This is a genomic window from Thiohalocapsa sp. ML1, assembly GCF_001469165.1.
Taxonomy (GTDB): domain Bacteria; phylum Pseudomonadota; class Gammaproteobacteria; order Chromatiales; family Chromatiaceae; genus Thiohalocapsa.
On the sequence record NZ_JABX01000015.1, the window covers coordinates 1 to 17,340 of the forward strand.

The window sequence follows — 17,340 nt, forward strand, 5'->3', positions numbered from 1 at the left end:
GCGCCGCCGCAGCCGCTCGCCGCAGCCGAGGCGCCGCTGATGTAGCCGCCGCCGACAATCTGACCACTCGGTTTTCGGCTGCCGCAGGCCGAGGACCGCGCTCGGCTCGAATTCGGGCCAAACGGCGCGCGATCCCCGCTTCGGCCTGCCGCCGTCGCCGCAACGGCGACGAAGAAAGCCGGTGGTGGGCCGGCCGCGGGTCCCCGCGGCCGGCGCACCACCGGCTGCATGGAAGATGTTTTCTATGCCCTCCCCGTGATTCCCCGACCCCGGGCTCGTCCAACGACCGGTTCAGATCGCGGCTCGCTTCGCTCGCGCGATCTAACCTTATTCGTTAGGCGTATTCATTAGCAAATCGCGCCTAGAAGAACCGGGGGCCGTTAGCCTCACGAAAATTCGGTAAATGCTAAAGTGTCACCGTAATTCAATTCGGGTGCCCGTTGTGATTCAGTCTCTTAGGACAATCTCTATCTCGCCTACTTCACCGGGGGCCAAGTAGCAGGTCGCCGTATACGGTAACATGTTCCCAATACTGTTCACCGCATCGAAATCCATTTTAAGCACGACGTTGTGAGTGGTCGGCGCTTTATAGAAGCTAGTCCCGAGAATACTGTGGATATCGACTTTGCTGGGGATGACGGCTCGGCTCTTTATCGCTTGGATGCACGCCTCACGTGCGCTGGATTCGGTCCAGGCTTTGTCCTCTTGGGTCAGTACGGCACCGCCTTGCCGAATCTCGAACTCGTCTAAGCGGATGCGTTGCCCATTTCTGCAATCAACCCAGAAGTGCAGATGACTCAGGGTACTTTTAGCATCGCTCAAATCTGAGGTGGTAACGAGATCACACTTTCCACTATCCGCAGCCATCTCAGCGGCCCGCCGACGTAGTGATTCTATCTCTTCCAGCCGCGATCCATGCTTTGCAACTGTCTTGGGATATCCATCTCGCGTGTAGGGAAGCAGGGCCGAAGAACTAATTTTCCGCGCGTAAGCATCACCCCCCAAATCTTGACCCTTATCTAGGTGACTGCTCTCAACCCACCCGCGATGAGAATCCTGCAGCCAATCGGGCTCAACCACTCGTATCCAAGACCACCCGCCCTTTGTGCATTCCTCAAATACAACCGCTGTATCGTCAATGTTAACGTAGTGAGTCCCCTCCAAAATGCGGGTCGCCTTTTGGTTCACGAGCTTTGGCGCGTTGGCAGAAGGTTCGTGCCGGATTGCTGTTCGCGAGCCGACAACATTGTACTGTCTACCCGTGATAGTCGTGGTTGTATCGCAAGCCGCAGGCGGATTTGAACTACGCGCTGATGCGAGTAAGCCGCGAGATTCACTTGGCGATGGGCTGTCATCACAACTGACAAGTAAGAAAGCTCCGGATAGACAGAAGATGGGCAAGTATCGATTCGCCATGCGCGATGCCTCCTGTTCTTGCGCCTAACGTTAAGCGCAGCCCGCGCCTTGGAGCAGCCTGAGCGATAGCGAAGGCTGCTAAAAGGCGTCGGGCTTGCGCGCTAGTTGGGCCATTTCATCAGTCACAACTCACGAGAACAAGACTCGCAAGCAAAAATCGGGGCAACCAAAAGCGTACACGCAGAATACGTGGTCTGTTCCGAATGGCGCTCAGCCAGTCGGGATGCGACCAACGGTGGGTTCGCGCTCGGCAGCGAGCGTTTCCAGCGGCAAATCGCCTCGATGGTCGGCCGCCGTACCTGGCCCGGCAAGTCCGGACGACCCAGGAAAGAGGCACCTGACGACGATCAGCTTAAGTTGTCAATCTAACGTCGAAATAAGAAAACCGTGGTCTGTCCCCGGTTTTCATGAACAACGTGCATTCGGCGACCTGCCAGAGATGGACCTTCAATGCGATAGCGGGTTCCCCGTGTATCGTGAGTCATTTTCTTTTCGAGGGCGCCTTTGAGAATGGCGTTTTCAATATCTGCACGCTCGAATCCGTCATCCATCATTTCTTATTCAGCATGTGAAGACAAATAATAGTCGCGATCTATATATGCGCTGCTGAATTCTGCTGAGGACGTTCACGAGGTGCTTAAGTTCGGATTAAGGCTGTCGATTTCAAGGTTCTTCCGGCCCGACGAATCGGTTAAGCGGCCCCGCTGGCACGGCATTTTGGAATAAGATACTTCGTGTTCGCGGGGTCCGCTATTTAACCGCTATTAAGGCGATTCCTTCATTCAGTCGGACGCTGTTGGAGAATAACTTGGTCTATCCCCTATTAGTCCCTGATGTGAGCAAGCGTTGGGGTGGGGCAAAGCTTAGCAGTAAACGTAGTCTGTCCCTATTTTCCCTGATCTGGAGGCCTCAACCCTCAACCCCGGCTGACCCGTTGGTCTTGCTCGGCAAACATCCTGCGCCGTTCGAGCGATTAAGTAAACTGTCCCCGGAATTCCGCAATGGGCCGCCCGGCGCAGTCCGACCGTCACCGAGATCCGCGCTGCGCTGATCGCAGTCCGGGATCGGGCGCGCTTCCTGCCCGGCGGGCGCGATCCGCTTTCGGATTGGTGGATCGAGCAAACGCGGGGGTAGCCTCCGCGAACCCTCTGTCCCGTCTCGTTGCGCCGCTCCAGCGGCGCAACGCATCTCCGGCCGCTCCCGCGGCCCTTCACGCGGGCAGCGCGGTAGAGCGGCCTGCTCCTAGCGCGGCACGGGAGTGCTGGTCACGAAGCGCGGACGCGGCGCGCCGTGGCGATCAAAGCTTGATGTAAGCAAGCGTTGGGGTGGGGCAAAGCTTAGCAGTAAACGTGGTCTGTCCCTGTTTTCGTCCCTGTTTTCCCACCCAAGCTCCCTCAATACATCGGACCATCTCGGGTAAGCAAAAGCTCTAGCCTGGATACTGTCGACCAGCGCTTCCTTCTGTCTTGGATCGAGCTTCCCAACATGCGCAGCATCAATCATCGGATCTACGCCAGATCCAGGCATGCCGGTTTGTTGATTTACCACGATCAATTGAATCGCTGGCACATCCTCTTTCCAGCGGTCGGACAGCTCTACAAGAGTCGTTCCTACGCTACCCAGGACGAAATTCAAGTTCCGTGGATTTGGTATATCGAGTTCCTGCGCCAGGTCGGTATATGTAATCTTTTGGCGAGCCGTGGCTTGGCGAACCAGAACGGGCAGGGCCGCGCGCGCCCTCTGTTGGTACAGAGAGTCGCCAAACATATTCTTTGCGATTTCAGCGGTCCAGTCTTCCATATCGCTTCGGTGTCTTCGCGGCTAACGTCAAGGCTGGCCCGCCGCCCGATGTCGCGCCGGAAGCGAAGCGACGGCGCGGCAACGGGCGGTCGGGCCGAGGCTCTTGTTGGGCGATTCATTGGTTTGGGGGCAATAAACGTGGTCTGTCCCCTATTGTTCTCTTGAGCGCCAGCAGATAGTCGCCGCCGCGGGCAACGATCAGCGCGGCAATCTTGGTCTGACAGCCCATGGCGTCGATGGTCACGATGCAGCCTTCGATGTGCAGCAGTTCGAGCAAGCGCGGAATCGCCGTGATCTCGTTGGACTTCGCGTCGGTGGCGACTTGCCCGAGCGCCAGGCGGTTGTGCGTCGCCCAGGCGCTGACCATGTGCAACGCCGCCAGTCCGGCGCCGCGGTTGTGCGAGCGGCGCAGCGTCTTGCCGTCGATCGCCACGATCTCCCCGGGCAGCAGCGCGCGAATCGACTCCACCCAGGCGCGAAAGCAGGCCTCGAACGCCGCCGGCGCCAGCAGGCCGAACACGCGCCCGAAGGTATCGTGCGAGGGGATGCCGTGGGGCAGCCTCAGAAAGCCCTCGAACCAGGTGCGCTTCGAGCGCCCGAACTGGGCAATCGCGACCCAGCCGTCGGCCCCGCAGAGGATCGCGGCGATGGCGATGACGATCATCTCGTGGAGGATGTGCCGCCGCTTGAGCGGACAGCGGGGGTCCTCAAGCGACTCGAAGTGGCCCACAAGCGAGCGGTCCGGAGCGACTAGTTCCACGGGCAAGCCCTCACAAGGTTCTTAACATCAGGCGATTATGTGAGATTCCTCCAGTCCAGTCTAAAAGTATATGATAAGACTCTGATGCGATTGCCCTGCCTGGTTATGCCCTTTTAAGTTCCGAAAAATCATTTGCCACGGTGGTTAATGAAGCATCCTCGTGATCCCAAACATATACTTGGTTATTAAAAATTGAATCTTCTTTAATCAATACCAGCAAATCACCACTACCATTGCTGCCTATAGCTATTGCGTTGTCAGGGTATCCTCGCCATTCTTTAGCCGATGCTGTTTCTCTCAATATATGATTAGCAGTTATTGAAACGAGTTTCCGAGATCCTTGGTTTCGGATAGGAAACAACTCCCAGTCATCGTCTTGTATCTTAACGGAGCCGCCGTTATCACGCAGCATTGCATTTCTGTACAAATCGGGAAGCTTGGCACCAATTTCATTTTCGGTCTTTTCCAATTCATCGTTATTCAGTGGGAAGGGCATTACTCTCAATCCTTTTAGGCATAACGTTAAGCCTGGCCCGCCGCCCGTTGCCGCGCCGGAGCGCAGCGACGGCGCGGCAACGGGCGGTCGGGCCGAGGCGCTTGTTGGGCGTCTTTTCTGCATTTAGTAAACTGTCACGGTAATCCGTGATCCAACGTAGCTACTGCGGTTTTTCCAACGATATCGGCCCTGCGATTTTGACGAGCGCGCGCTCGTTAGTGGTCAGATCGATAGCGACAGCCATCTGCAATTCCCACATCTGTGGAATTTCATGAAACGACTCGTATACAGCGAGTATCCGTAGTGTTTTGTTCGGGAGTAGATTGAAGGCGAGACGTTCAGTTCCGCTAATGGTCTGAACATTGACACTATACTGTTCTGGGTCGAACAGAAAGTGGAAGTGCTCGTGTTCTCTCCCGGTAGAATCAATGAATTGCCACGAGTTCGTTGGCCCCAAGACATAGGAGTAAACAGAGTCGCCTACATTTGTGATCGCTAACGGACAGACGATGAGTTCAGCCACGGCCGGGTCGGGGCTGCCATCACCGCTGCTGAATCGGAATGCTTCAAAAGAAATTCTCGCAGATAGACCATGATTTCCGGCATATAGCCTCGTCGCATCGAACTGTCCTTTCTCAGATGTCGTGACGCGAGTGCACGGAAGGAGCCGATACTTCAACGGTGGGTCTAGTGCTTCTGCCGGCAACACATTACCGTCGAGTGCAAGTAAACGGATCGTTGAATCGGCGGTGCTACTGCTCACCGCGGGTGCTCGACTTTCCTCCTGTTGCGCCACGAAACTGCCGATGTCACAAGTCTCAGGGAACCATCGGCACAGGGTAAGGCCGAACCCTAGCACGAGCAAAATCAGGACTCCTGCCGCTTTGAATATCCGTGCGAGCATGAATCCAAGAGTGGCGCCTCCTATTGCAAGACTGATAGCAGCCTCTGGCGTACTGAATTGAAGATAGCCGTAGGCACCGCCGATGCACGCTCCTAGTCCTCCGAGGGTTGCGTCAAGACTCAATTGCTCGCGTGGCATGTCGATGTACGTTCGTTCTGCCCAACGTCAAGGCTGGCGCGCCGCCCGTTGCCGCGCCGGAAGCGAAGCGACGGCGCGGCAACGGACGGTCGCAGCCGAGCCACTTGTTGGGCGATTCATTGGTTACGGCGAAAGAAACGTGGTCTGTCCCCTATTGTCCTCTTATTTGGAGCGTCGAAGGGATAAAGTGCGTGAGGTATTTCGATATCGTACTCGACTGCATACGCCGAGGTCACCCGTACAATGTTGGGGCCGGTCAAACCAGAGTTCGTGTCCGCGAGTATGTCGCAAGCGAACTGGATGAAAGTTGGCGGAATGCTGTCGTGTTCCATGACCGTGTCTGGGTTGGCTAACGTTAAGGCTGGCCCGCCGCCCGTTGCCGCGCCGGAGCGAAGCGACGGCGCGGCAACGGGCGGTCGGGCCGAGCCATTTGTTAGCGCTGTCAACGCCCTTGGCTATCGGGACAGCGCTGCAGTTACAACCTTAACTGTCTGAGGATCAATGCCGGCAACTTTTAACAACTCCCGCGCACAAGCGATAAACTGATGCTCGGTGTGGCGAATGTTAATGTGCCGCCCACTAGGTAAAGGACGGGTCGCCCCGGACTTTGGTTCATTTGTAACGAGCGGCGCATTCTTAGGGTTCGGGCGAAGTTCTCCCGGCGGAAGGCGTCCGTCTCCATCTAACACTTCGCCGATTTGAACGAACATTTGACCGAAAGGCGTACCGGTACCAGGGTCAATGGGAATGTCTGCGAATCCAGGGATGGAAACAACAAGAGGGATGCAGTCGTTGACTAGTGCGCTGAGCGGCACCGAGCGGTTATCCTGTGATGGCGAAACCGCAGCGATATTTGTTCTTGCCTGCCGCGAGTTTGTTGTAGAAGAAAAGTGCGCCTCCAAGCCTTCTAGAGCTCCGCGGACCCCTCCATGCGGAACGCCAGATTCCTGTGCTATAAGTTCAACCAGATCGCCGTTGGGTGGTGAGGAAAAGATGGATCGAAGCGCGTCCAACACCCTCCGGCTTGAATCGTCAGCGGTCCAAAGCGTGCTGAGTCCGTTGTCGGCAATAGATTGTTTTGAAAGATATCCAAGTAGGGTGTGGATACCTTGGTCCTCGTCGGTGATGCGTGCTGTGCGAAGTAGTTTCTCTTCGAGCGGAACAGCCGCATGCGTATTATAAACGCGATATTCATTCCCGTCAGTTATCACGATCCATTGTACACCTGCCTGGACGGCGTAGCTGGTAATCTGTTGAGCGATCTTTGCGCCGTCGAGAGGTGTTCCCCACGCTTTGGCCTCAATAAAAAGGACGGGCTTCCCGTGTAGCAGAAGGGCGAAATCGACAGGGTTATGTCCCGCGCTTAGCTTAAATTCTAGGATGACTTCACTAGGGTCGGTTAAGTCCCACCCTAAAGCAGCAATGACGGGCTGTATAAAAGCCGTTTTGGTAGTCGCTTCGTTCAAGCTGCCGCACCGACGCAGCTTGTCCCTGATGCGGGAGATTGTCTCATCTAACGTAGGCATAAGAAATAAATCAGTAACGGCAGGGGGAATTTGATCGAGTCGCCATCAATGCATACGTCGGGGGACCGATTGCCTGGCGCAAGGAGATGTTTTTGGTGCGCTAACAGTTACTTGGGCCGCAGCCTGTGCTTGGGGGCATTAGGCTGGGCCTGTTGTTCAGCAATCGTCTTGGGCGTAGTCTAGCCAAAAATCCTAGGTCGGCAAGGGGGAAACCCCGAAGAAGACGGTTGAAGCGGGCTCAGGTTTCACATCGCACATCGTCAAGGCGGCGGTTTTTTCCGTCTTGAATCGACACGCCGTAGTCACTCTGCCGACGCGCCGGCAGAACGTGAGCGCGGCCAACATCCGCCAAGCCCTTTCCCCATCTAAGCACCGGACGCTATGCCATCCACGCCGCAGCGGCAAGACTTAATCGTCGGGTTGCGACTGCGCGCGGTGTGTTTTTGATGCAGGTCATGAACTTGGGTCGCACGGCGTCCGCCACCTCTCCTGCCCGCCGCGGTTTGTGCGCCTCGTGGCGGGTGGCGGGTGACTAAAGTCGCCCTTGCGGTAGGAGGTGGATGAATCCGGCGTACCCCTGCCGGGCGGCTATGCCGGCCAGCCCAACCGCTCCGCCAGCGCCGACCCGCGCTTGATGTGGGCGCGGCAGGCGTGGTGCAGCACTCGCCAGCGGCGCAAGCTTGCGTATCCTGCCGAGCCCCTTCGTGGTCTTCGTGGTCTTCGTGGTCTTCGTGGTCCAAATCCCGGATCTAGGATGAAAGCCCCACACCGCCTCTCCGCCGACGAGCGCGCCTACTTCGGCCTGCTCTGCAACATCGTGTTCGCGAACCCCTTCGGCGCGGATCGGGGCGGGCTTGCGCGACTGCTGGGCGATGGCGACGTGCTGCCGGACGGCGCCAACGGCGTCTCGCAGGCGGCGCTGTACTACCGGCTGCGGCCGGCGCTGGATGCCAAGGTGCAGGCGCTCGCGGCGCGGGGGCTGTCGCGGCTGGAGCAATTCAGCGGCGACGACCGCGAGCTGATGCGCCGGGTGTTCCTGTTCCACTGCTACCAGCGCTTTGCGGAGCGCTTCGATGTGCTCATTGCCCGCGGCGGCAGCGGCGGGCTCGGGCGCGAGCTCGGCCGGGAGCTGACCGATGCGCTGGCGGGCTGCGGCTTCGAGCCGGCCGAGCGCCGGCGCTGGATCGCGCTCTACTACCAACTGCGCCGCGCCTATTTCTTCATCGATGAGGCGCTGGTGGGCCGCAGCGCACCCATGCGCGCGCTGCGCCAGGCGCTCTGGAACAGCGTCTTCACGGCGGACCTCGCGGCCTACGCGCTGTTGCTGTGGGAGCGGTTGCAGGACTTTCCGACGCTCTTGCTCGGCGAGACCGGCACCGGCAAGGGCCAGGCGGCGGCGGCCATCGGGCGCTCCGGCGTCATCCCGCTCAACGCCGCGGGCGACGGCTTTGCCCGCGGCATCGATGCGGGCTTCGTCGCGACCAACCTGTCGGCGCTGTCGGAGGGGCTGATCGAGTCTGAGCTGTTCGGCCATCGCAAGGGCGCCTTCACCGGCGCCATCGACCACCACGAGGGGCTGTTCGCGCGCTGCGACGCCCAGGGCACGCTGTTCCTCGACGAGATCGGCGACCTGTCGCTGGCCGTGCAGACCAAGCTGCTGCGGCTGTTGCAGGAACGCAGCTTCTCGCCCGTCGGCAGCTTCGAGGAGCGGCGCTTCGCCGGGCGCGTGGTGGCGGCGACCAACCGCCCGCTCGCCGAGCTGCTCGGCGGCGACGGCTTTCGTCGGGACCTGTTTTATCGGCTCTCGGCCAACATCATCGTGCTGCCGACGCTGCGCGAGCGCTTGGCCGCCAGCCCGGCGGAGCTGGGCGAGCTGGTGGACGCGCTGCTGGCCAGGCTCGCCGGTGCGGCGGCCAGTGCCTTGCGCGAACGGGTCATGGACGCGCTCGACGCGCTGCCCCGCGACTACGCCTGGCCCGGCAACGTGCGCGAGCTGGAGCAGGCGGTGCGGCGGATCATTCTGACCGGCCGCTATGCGCCGGATGCGCTGCCGGAGGCCGGTGGTACCGATGCCTGGCTCGACGGCGTCGCCGCGGGCCGGCTCGACGCGGCGGCGCTGCTCGGCGGCTACTGCCAGCGGCTCTATGAGCGGCTCGGCAACTACGAGGCCGTGGCGCGCGTCACGGGCCTGGACCGGCGCACGGTGAAGCGGCACTGCGACGGCGCCGCGTAAGCGCGCCCGGGTACGTCGACTTCAGTCGGCCTCCTGAGGGGCTTCGCGGTGTCTGCTGTGCGGAGGGTCCGCCGTGGCGGCGCCTACCAAAGAGCCGGATGAATCCGGCGTACCCGAAGAGCCGGATAAATCCGGCGTACCCAGGGGGCCGGATAAATCCGGCGTACCCAAAGAGCCGGATAAATCCGGCGTACCCAGGGGGCCGGATGAATCCGGCGTACCCAAAGAGCCGGATAAATCCGGCGTACCCAGGGGGCCGGATGAATCCGGCGTACCCGGGGGAGGCCGGATAACTCCGGCGTAGCCGGGCGCAGCCGCTACAATGCCGCCCCATGCTGCTGTCGCCGAAACATCGTTTTCTGTTCGTGCACATCGCCAAGACCGGCGGCACCAGCGTGCGCGCTGCGTTGCAGGGCCGGCGCTGGGCGGACCCGTGGTACTGGCCCATGTTCCTGTGCAGCCGGTTCAGCCACTTGAGCGGCCATCGCATCGGCACCAAGCTGCCGCGGCACGCGAAGGTGGTCGCCGCCAAGGAGCTGCTGCCGAAGGAGTGGTTCGATGCCCTGTTCAAGTTCGCCTTCGTGCGCAACCCGTGGGACCTGCAGGTCAGCTCCTTCCACCACATCCGCCGGGAGCGCCCGCAGTTTCTGGGCGGGCATGACGACTTCGCCGGCTTTCTGCGCTGGAAGCTGGACCCGGAGCGCCCGTACCAATTCCACATCGATACGTCCATTGAGCTGCAGACGGACTACCTGATCGATCTGCGCGGTGACATCGTGGTGAACTTCATCGGCCGCTACGAGCGGCTGCACGAGGACTTCGACGAGGCCTGCCGGCGCATCGGCCTGCGCAACATCAGCCTGCCCCATCGGCGACAGGCGAAGGACCGCGCGCGCGACTATCGCGGCTATTACGACGACGCCACCGCCGCGCTGGTGGCCCGGCACTTTGCCCGCGACATCGAGCTGTTGGACTATCGCTTCGACGACCCGGCCGGCTGAGACTGCCGCCTGATCCGGCCCCGCTGATTCCACGTCGCCGATTCCACGCCGCTGATTCCACTTCACTAATCAGATCCCACCTCACCGATTTCCCCGCCCATCAGACATGGACTGGTTCCTGCTCGCGCTGGTCTCGGCGGCGGCCCTCGCGTCCGCCGATACGGCCACCAAGGCCTGGCTCGGCGACTATTCGGCGGCGGAGATCAGCGTCGTGCGCTTCTCGGTGTGCGGGCTGATGCTCGCGCCGCTCCTCATCGGCATGCCGTCTCCGTGGACGCTGCCGGCGCCCTTCTGGGGTTGGCTCGCGGCCATGGTCCCGCTGGAGATCGCGGCCATGCTCTTGTACATGGCCGCGATCCGCGACCATCCGCTGTCCCTGACGCTGCCTTACATGGCGTTTACGCCGGTGTTCGTGCTCGGCATCGCATTCTGGCTGCTCGGCGAGCGCCCGTCGCCGCAGGGCGCCGTCGGCGTGGTGCTGGTGGTGGCCGGTGCCTGGTTGCTCAACGTCCGCCACGCACGGCTCAAGGACGTGCAGAGCTGGGCGACGCCGCTGACGGCGATCTTCTGGGAGCCGGGCTCGCGCATGATGCTGCTGGTGGCGCTGATCTACGCCTTTACGGCCACGATGGGCAAGGCGGTGCTCGACTACCTGCCGCCCGAGTGGTTCGGACCCTTCTACTTCGCCGTGCTGGGGCTGCTGATGCCGCTGATCTGGGCGCTACCCATGGCGCGGCGGGCGGCGGTGGGCAGCGACGGCTCGGCGCCGACGCTCAGCATTCGCAAGCTGTTCCGCCGGCCGCGGGCGGTGCTGACGGTGGCCGCGCTGAACGGGGTCATGGCCTATGCCCATTTCCTCGCCATCGCCCGCGTGGAGGTGGCCTACATGATCGCCGTGAAGCGCACCAGCCTGCTCTTCGGCATCCTCTACGGCGCCTTGGTGTTCGGCGAGACGGGGCTGCGATCGCACCTTGCCGCCGGCGCGCTGATGGTGGCGGGCGTCATCGTGATCGTGACGAGCTGAATGGCAAGGCGGGCGTTGCGAACAGCCGGTCCGGCAGCGGCCGACGCCGTGCCCATCAGGCAGGCCTTCCCGCCGATCCTGGGTTCAGCGCCCCGGCTCCTGATCCTGGGCTCCATGCCCGGGGAGGCGTCGCTTGCCATGGGCCGGTACTACGGCCATGCCCGCAACGCCTTCTGGCCCATCATGGATGCGCTGCTCGGGCTGCCCGCGGAGGCGGACTATGGGCTGCGCGTTGCGGCGCTGCGGGAGCATGGCATTGCGCTCTGGGATGTCATCGCCGCCTGCGCCCGGGCCGGCAGCCTGGACACGGCGATCCGTCCGGAGACGGTGTGGGTCAACGACTTCGCGGCGCTGCTCGGCGCTGCCCCCACGATCCGCTGCATCGCGTTCAACGGCGGCACCGCGGAGCGGGAGTTTTGCCGGCGCGCGCTGCCGACGCTGCCGCCCGAGCACGCCGGCATCGAGCGGCTGCGGCTGCCGTCCACGAGCCCGGCGCACGCGGGGATGCGGTTTGCGGACAAGCTGGCGGCCTGGCAGGTGATTCTGGATCGGCTGGGCGCACCGGCGGCGCCGCCGCCGAGCTAGTGCACCACTGCGGAAGTTGCGAGGACGTTCCCGGGTACGCCGACTTTAGTCGCGGCCGTCTCAGGCCATTGCCGGCGGTCGCTCTCGCGACACCGCTCCAGCGGTGTCGCGCGTCCGCGGGCACTCTGCGCCCAGGTGCGCTCGGGCGCGGGAACGGCGCGCGGCGGCAGAGCCGCGAAGAGGCGTGCCGAGGCAGAGCCTCGGCACGAGAGCTAATCTCGTGACCGGCTGCCCTCGTTGTCATTGTCGTGGTCGTCATCGAGACTACGCGGCAGACGATGACGACAAAGACAACAACAACGACCCGAAACCGTCTCGGGATTTGCGTACTCCTGCACTAGGGAGGCAGAGCCTCAGACCGACCAGGGCACGGCGCCTCGTCTTGCGCTGCCCGCTCGTCGGCGCATTGAATCAAGGGCCAAGGGCCGAGGCGGGCTCCCTCGGCCCTCGGCCCTTTTGCCTGCAAGCGCCGTGTCGTCGTGAAACTTGACTCATCTGTACACATTCGGCGCCGTCAAGCAATCTAGTGCGGAAGCCCCAACCCCCACCCGGCAGCTCAGCAACCCGACTCCGTGGTCGCGTCGATGTTCTCGCGCCACCACTCCTGATAGCGCTCGTCCGGCGCGACAACGCGCGCGGTGGCGGTGCTGAGCGGCTCGCCGGCGGCGTCGCGCACGTCGATGGTCATGTCCAGGATGCCGCCGCGCAGCATGCGCGCGATGGTCAGCGTCACGGTGACCTCATCGCCCGGGCAGACGGGGCGGCGAAAGCGCTCCGGGCAGAAGGTGAGCCCGAGCGTGCCGTCGCCCGGGAAGACGGTGCCGAACAGCGCCGACACCGTGGTCTGGATCAGGCCGCCGGGCACGACGATGTCGTGGATGTCCGGGAAGCGCATGCGCGCCGCGTCCAGGTCCCGGTGGATGGCGTTGTAGTCGCCGACGAGCTCGCAGTACTGGTCCACCTGCTCGCGGCTGAAGATCAGGCGCGCCTCGTGGCGCATGCCCTCTTCGAGCATCGATGCCGTGAGGCAACGGGTTCGGGTCATGTCGGATTCTCCCTGCTGCGGGCGGAGCCGCGGAAACAAGCCCGGCATGATAGCCCGTGCACCGGGCGATTGCGTCCGATGTGCGCTTAAGGCGTGCTTAGGGCGAGCCCGCCGGCGGCGCCGTTGCCGGCCAGGGGACGACGCCGGGGGCCGGATCGAACAGCTCCAGCCAGTGCACCACGGGCACGTCGGCGGCGGCGGCGAGATGCGTCTGGCAGCCGACGTTGGCCGTGGCGATGAGCACCGGCGCCCCCTGTTGCAGCGCGTCGAGCTTGCGCGTGCGCAGTTGCCCGGACAGCTCGCCTTGCAGGATGGAGTAGGTGCCGGCGGAGCCGCAGCAGCTATGCGCGTCGCGCACGGGCGTCAGCTCGAAGCCGACGTCGCGCAGCAGCCCCTCGACCCGCCCCATGAGCCGCTGACCGTGCTGGAGCGTGCAGGGCGGGTGGAAGGCGATGCGGTACGGCACGCCGCGGTCGAAGGGGCTCGGCAGCCGCGCCAGGTCGTCAGGCCCGAGCAGCTCGGACGGGTCGCGCGCCAGCGCCGAGACGCGCGCGGCCTTCTCGGCATAGGCCGGGTCGTGCGCCAGGTGATGACCGTAGTCCTTGACCATGGCGCCGCAGCCGCTCGCGGTGACGACGATGGCCTCGGCGGGCGCCGCGGCATCCGGCGCGAGGTGCGGCCACCAGGCATCGATGTTGCGGCGCATGAAGCCGCGCGCCTCCTCGCCCGCCGCCAAGTGCTCGCTGACGGCGCCGCAGCAGCCGCCGCCGGCGTGCACGACCTCGATGCCGGCGGCGTCGAGCACGCGGATCGCGGCGCCGACGGCCGCCGGCGTCAGCGTCGGCTCGGCGCAGTTTTTCAGCATCAGCACCCGCCGCACGTGGCGCCGCGTCGGCAGCTTGCCGATCTTGCCCGGCGCCGGCAGCTTCGCCTGCAGCGCCGCGGGCAGGACGGGGCGCAGCGCCTGCCCGAGCTTCACCAGCGGCGCGAACCGCGCCGGATGCGGCACGATGAGCCGCAGCGCCCGGCGCAGCAGCCGCTCGCCCAGCGGCCGGGGCACGTGCTCCTCCACCAGCTCGCGGCCGGTGGCCAGCAGCCGGTCGTACTGCACACCGGACGGGCAGGTGGTCATGCAGTTGAGGCAGGTGAGGCAGCGGTCGAGATGCGTCTGCACCGAGCGCGTCGGCGCCTCGCCCTCCAGCAGGGACTTGATCTGGTAGATGCGCCCGCGCGGGCCGTCTAGCTCGTCGCCCAAGAGCTGGTAGGTCGGGCAGGTGGCGGTGCAGAAGCCGCAGTGGACGCAGGTGCGCAGGATGCGGTCGGCCTCGCGGCCGGCGTCGGTGTCTCGCAGCGCGGAAGTCAGGCTGGTTTGCATGCGCCGGGGGGGGACCTCTTCGTTTAGGGCCAAGGGCCAAGGGCTAAGGGCTAAGGGCCGAGGATCTAGTGCAGCGGCGCGGAAGTCTTGAGACCGTCTTGGGTCGTCGCCGGCGGGTCGAGTAGCCGATCCAGAGCGGGCCGGACCGGGCCGGAGAGCCGACCTCCCGGTCGGCTCGGCAGTCGCGACAACATGCTTCCCGCTCTGTCGCCGTGTTGACCTGGAGGTCAACACTCCAGTCAACGCCCGTCAACGCCCGTCAACGCGGCGCAGGTTCGATTACGACAACGACAACGACAACGACAACGACAACGATGAAACCACGGTCTCGGGGTTTTGGCAGCGAAGCAATAGCATGGGGGCCTTGGACTTGGTGCTCGGCCCTCGGCCCTCGGCCCTCGGCCCTCGGCCCTCTCCCCTACATATCCGGATAGAGGCGGCCTGGGTTCAAGACCCCGGCCGGATCAAAGGCCCGCTTGAGATTCAGGTGCAGCCGCGCGGGCACCGCCGCAAGCGGCGTGAAGACGCCGTCCGCGGGCCGCTCGCCGGCGCCGGGGCGGAACAGCGTCGCGTGCCCGCCTGCCGCGCTCGCAAGCTGCCGCACCCGCGCTGCCGGCAGCTCGCCGCGCAGCCAGCGCAGCGCACCGCCCCACTCCAGCAGCGGCGCGCCGGCGCCGAGCGGGTCCGTCGCATCGGCCGGTGTCGCGGGCGGCACGGACAGCCGCCAGAGCGGTGCATCGCCCGCAAAGAACGCCAGTCGCTGCTCGCGCAGATCGCGCCAAAAGGCGTCGGCAGCGTCCAGCGGCAGGCCCTCGACCAGCCGATGCGTCTCCGCAAGCGCCGCCTCGCCGCCGTCGATGCGCAGATACAGCCGCCCGTCGAGCCAGGCGCTGCCGGAGATGGGCAGCGCCTTGCGCGCGAGCCGGCGCAGCAGGTCCAGCGCCCGCGGCAGCGGCTCGTCGCGCACCACCGTCAGCGTGCCCGGCGCCCGCGGAATCACCTTGACGGACACGGTGAGCAGCACGCCGAGCACGCCGAGTGAGCCCGCCATGAGCCTTGACACGTCGTAGCCCGCCACGTTCTTCATCACCCGCCCGCCGAATTCCAGCGCCTGGCCCTGCCCGTTCAGCAGCCGCACGCCGAGCACCGCGTCGCGCACGCTCGCCGCATAGGGCCGGCGCGGGCCGGAGAGCCCGGCGGCGACGACGCCGCCCAGGGTCGCGGTCGATTCCCCCGCGGCATCGCCGCCACCGAAGTGCGGCGGCTCGAACGGCAACTGCTGCCCCTGCGCCGCGAGTAGCGCCTCGACCTCGGCGAGCCGCGTGCCGCCACGCACCGTGATGGCCAGCTCCGTCGGCTCGTAGGCAACGACGCCGGTGTGCGCGGTGCAGTCGAGCACCGCATCCGCGGCGACCGGATTGCCGTAGAAGGCCTTGCTGCCGCCGCCGCGGATGGCCAGCCGGCGCCCGTCGGCGGCGGCGGCGCGCACCTGCTCGGCGAGGGCTTGCTCGGCGTCGGTGGAAGAAGTGCCTTGCGTCATGACTATCGCATCCGCGGTACTGGTTTGCGCCAAGTCGGACGCGGCCGGGTTAGCCTGCGCGGCGCGCGGGGTCAGCACGACCAATCTTCGATTCGGAGCCCGTCTACCCGCTGAAACTCGTCGGTGTTGTTGGTCACGAGCGTCATTTGGTGGGCCAGCGCGGTCGCAGCAATCTGGAGATCATAAGGACCGATCGGCGTGCCCGCCCGCGCCAATTGCACGCGGATCTGGGCAAATCTGCGCGTCGCGTCGCTCGCGAAAGGCAAGCTCGGCAGCCAGCCCAGCAGCTCAACCAAGCGGGCCGCGTTCTCGGCACGACGCTGGCTCTTCTCCACGCCATACCAGAGCTCCGACTCGACCGTGGCGCAAATGTGCAGCTCCCGGCGACCCACGGCCCGGACATGCCCAAGCACTGTCGGATTGCCCTTCAGCACCGCGATTGCGGCGTTGGTGTCCAGTAAGAACGGCATCAGTCCAGGTCGCCGCGGAGCGCATCGCGGGGAAGATCGTCCTCGGCGACGTCGTCGGGGAAGTCCTCGCCCACGCCGCCGGCGACGGCGGCAATGAACGCCTCGGTGTCATCCACATCGCTCGGCGCCTGCACGCCGTAGCGCTGCTCCAGAAACCGGATGTAGCTCAAGGCCTCACGCGCGCCTTGTTCCGGCAGGCGACGGCTGTGCGCATAGATCATCTCAGCAATAGACATGGATCGGCTCCGGCTGGCCCGGTGGCAAGGCACTGGTGGTCTGTGCGCAGTATAGGCGTCGACAGGCCCGGACAACCGCGCTACTCCCGCGGCAGCTTGTAGCTCACCTTGTCCCCATCGAGCGCGATGTAGCCCTGCGCCTGCAAATCACGCAACAGACCGTCGAGCTCGGCGTCGGTGAGCTTGGGCCGAAACAGCGAGTTGATGGTGTTGGTGAGCGTCTTGAGCTTGCGCGGGCGCGACGGGCCGCGGCCGGCGAGGTTGCGGACGATGACGCCCACCTTGTCGCCCTCCGTGGCCGTCGCCGGCGTGCGCAGCGGCGGGATCTCGGCCAAGTCCTGCTCGCGGTGGGCCTCGACCCCGCGCGCACGCAGGTGCTTGATCAGCGGATCGAAGCCGGTGTCGCGGCTGATGACGTGGAAGTAGCCCTGGGGGTCCTGCTGCACCAGCTCGCCCAGGTAGAAGGCGACGTGGAAGTCGAGCGCATTGCGCCCCTGGCCTGCAATCTTGATGTAGCGCCCGTGATCGCCGAGCTGCTGCATCGCATCCACCAGCTCGAAGGGCAGCCGGGTCTGGTTCTCGCCGACGAAGACGTACACCCGGTAGCCCTTGCCGAGCAGCAGGCCCAAGTTCTTCGGTTGCACGTTCTCGAAGTCGATGAGGACGTGGTTGAGCTTTAATGGCTTTGCGTCCGGGTATTGGTCCATTTGCCGGGTCTCGTTGCGATCTTCCGGGGGTCGGGGCCGAGGGCCGAGGGCCGAGGGCCGAGCATACGCCGGACCTTGGCCCTC

Annotated in this window: 17 protein-coding genes; 5 read left to right on the plus strand and 12 right to left on the minus strand. The window is 64.1% G+C overall.

From position 1 onward, the window contains the following. Positions 1 to 1,781 precede the first annotated feature (1,781 nt). The 6 genes from ML01_RS30185 to ML01_RS28665 all read right to left on the minus strand — a co-directional run bounded on the left by ML01_RS30185 (position 1,782) and on the right by ML01_RS28665 (position 6,980). Positions 1,782 to 1,967: a DUF4258 domain-containing protein gene (locus ML01_RS30185; RefSeq protein ID WP_216819160.1), complete on the minus strand. Its 186-nt coding sequence runs from the start codon at positions 1,965 to 1,967 to the stop codon at positions 1,782 to 1,784. Between the two features lie 691 nt (positions 1,968 to 2,658). After that, entirely contained in the window at positions 2,659 to 3,216 is a 558-nt protein-coding gene (locus tag ML01_RS28655) for a hypothetical protein (RefSeq protein ID WP_156427670.1), read from the minus strand. A gap of 115 nt (positions 3,217 to 3,331) precedes the next feature. After that, entirely contained in the window at positions 3,332 to 3,976 is a 645-nt protein-coding gene (locus tag ML01_RS11310; protein WP_162268001.1) for an ISAs1 family transposase, read from the minus strand. Between the two features lie 103 nt (positions 3,977 to 4,079). Continuing rightward, positions 4,080 to 4,472 (minus strand): SMI1/KNR4 family protein, encoded by a 393-nt coding sequence (locus ML01_RS27195; RefSeq protein ID WP_162268002.1) that lies wholly within the window; start codon positions 4,470 to 4,472, stop codon positions 4,080 to 4,082. Between the two features lie 160 nt (positions 4,473 to 4,632). After that, a complete protein-coding gene (locus ML01_RS28660) occupies positions 4,633 to 5,514 on the minus strand; it encodes a hypothetical protein (RefSeq protein WP_156427672.1) in 882 nt (293 codons plus the stop codon). Between the two features lie 455 nt (positions 5,515 to 5,969). Further along, complete coding sequence (locus tag ML01_RS28665; RefSeq protein ID WP_162268003.1) at positions 5,970 to 6,980, minus strand: type I restriction endonuclease; 1,011 nt, start codon at positions 6,978 to 6,980, stop codon at positions 5,970 to 5,972. 814 nt (positions 6,981 to 7,794) lie between these two features. Between ML01_RS28665 and ML01_RS11315 the strand changes: the two genes are divergently transcribed. The 5 genes from ML01_RS11315 (at position 7,795) to ML01_RS11330 (ending at position 11,883) form a co-directional block, all read left to right on the plus strand. Further along, positions 7,795 to 9,273: a sigma-54 dependent transcriptional regulator gene (locus tag ML01_RS11315; protein ID WP_058555510.1), complete on the plus strand. Its 1,479-nt coding sequence runs from the start codon at positions 7,795 to 7,797 to the stop codon at positions 9,271 to 9,273. A gap of 98 nt (positions 9,274 to 9,371) precedes the next feature. Then, positions 9,372 to 9,566, plus strand: a complete 195-nt coding sequence (locus ML01_RS31335; RefSeq protein WP_082674181.1) for a DUF4573 domain-containing protein — start codon at positions 9,372 to 9,374, stop codon at positions 9,564 to 9,566. Positions 9,567 to 9,605: 39 nt separating this feature from the next. Next, a complete protein-coding gene (locus tag ML01_RS11320) occupies positions 9,606 to 10,274 on the plus strand; it encodes a sulfotransferase family 2 domain-containing protein (RefSeq protein ID WP_058555511.1) in 669 nt (222 codons plus the stop codon). Positions 10,275 to 10,380: 106 nt separating this feature from the next. Continuing rightward, positions 10,381 to 11,298: an EamA family transporter gene (locus tag ML01_RS11325; protein ID WP_058555512.1), complete on the plus strand. Its 918-nt coding sequence runs from the start codon at positions 10,381 to 10,383 to the stop codon at positions 11,296 to 11,298. 48 nt (positions 11,299 to 11,346) lie between these two features. Further along, positions 11,347 to 11,883, plus strand: coding sequence for a DNA-deoxyinosine glycosylase (locus ML01_RS11330; RefSeq protein ID WP_371258208.1), 537 nt, complete (start codon positions 11,347 to 11,349; stop codon positions 11,881 to 11,883). A gap of 556 nt (positions 11,884 to 12,439) precedes the next feature. On the opposite strand, the gene ML01_RS11335 is transcribed toward ML01_RS11330, so the two are convergent. From ML01_RS11335 to ML01_RS11360, 6 genes are all read right to left on the minus strand, one after another. After that, positions 12,440 to 12,928 carry a MaoC/PaaZ C-terminal domain-containing protein gene (locus ML01_RS11335; RefSeq protein WP_058555591.1) on the minus strand — a complete coding sequence of 163 codons (489 nt, stop codon included), beginning with the start codon at positions 12,926 to 12,928 and terminating at the stop codon, positions 12,440 to 12,442. A gap of 97 nt (positions 12,929 to 13,025) precedes the next feature. Further along, complete coding sequence (gene glcF, locus ML01_RS11340) at positions 13,026 to 14,303, minus strand: glycolate oxidase subunit GlcF (protein ID WP_058555514.1); 1,278 nt, start codon at positions 14,301 to 14,303, stop codon at positions 13,026 to 13,028. Between the two features lie 418 nt (positions 14,304 to 14,721). Then, positions 14,722 to 15,843 (minus strand): glycolate oxidase subunit GlcE, encoded by a 1,122-nt coding sequence (glcE, locus tag ML01_RS11345; RefSeq protein ID WP_058555592.1) that lies wholly within the window; start codon positions 15,841 to 15,843, stop codon positions 14,722 to 14,724. A gap of 71 nt (positions 15,844 to 15,914) precedes the next feature. Continuing rightward, positions 15,915 to 16,313 (minus strand): type II toxin-antitoxin system VapC family toxin, encoded by a 399-nt coding sequence (locus ML01_RS11350; RefSeq protein ID WP_058555515.1) that lies wholly within the window; start codon positions 16,311 to 16,313, stop codon positions 15,915 to 15,917. Beyond that, complete coding sequence (locus ML01_RS11355) at positions 16,313 to 16,549, minus strand: hypothetical protein (protein WP_058555516.1); 237 nt, start codon at positions 16,547 to 16,549, stop codon at positions 16,313 to 16,315. Before ML01_RS11355 ends, ML01_RS11350 begins: the two co-directional genes overlap by 1 nt. 80 nt (positions 16,550 to 16,629) lie before the next feature. Continuing rightward, the gene (locus ML01_RS11360; RefSeq protein ID WP_058555517.1) at positions 16,630 to 17,256 is read right to left on the minus strand and encodes a PIN domain-containing protein; all 627 of its coding nucleotides are present in this window, start codon (positions 17,254 to 17,256) and stop codon (positions 16,630 to 16,632) included. Between the last annotated feature and the right edge of the window lie 84 nt (positions 17,257 to 17,340).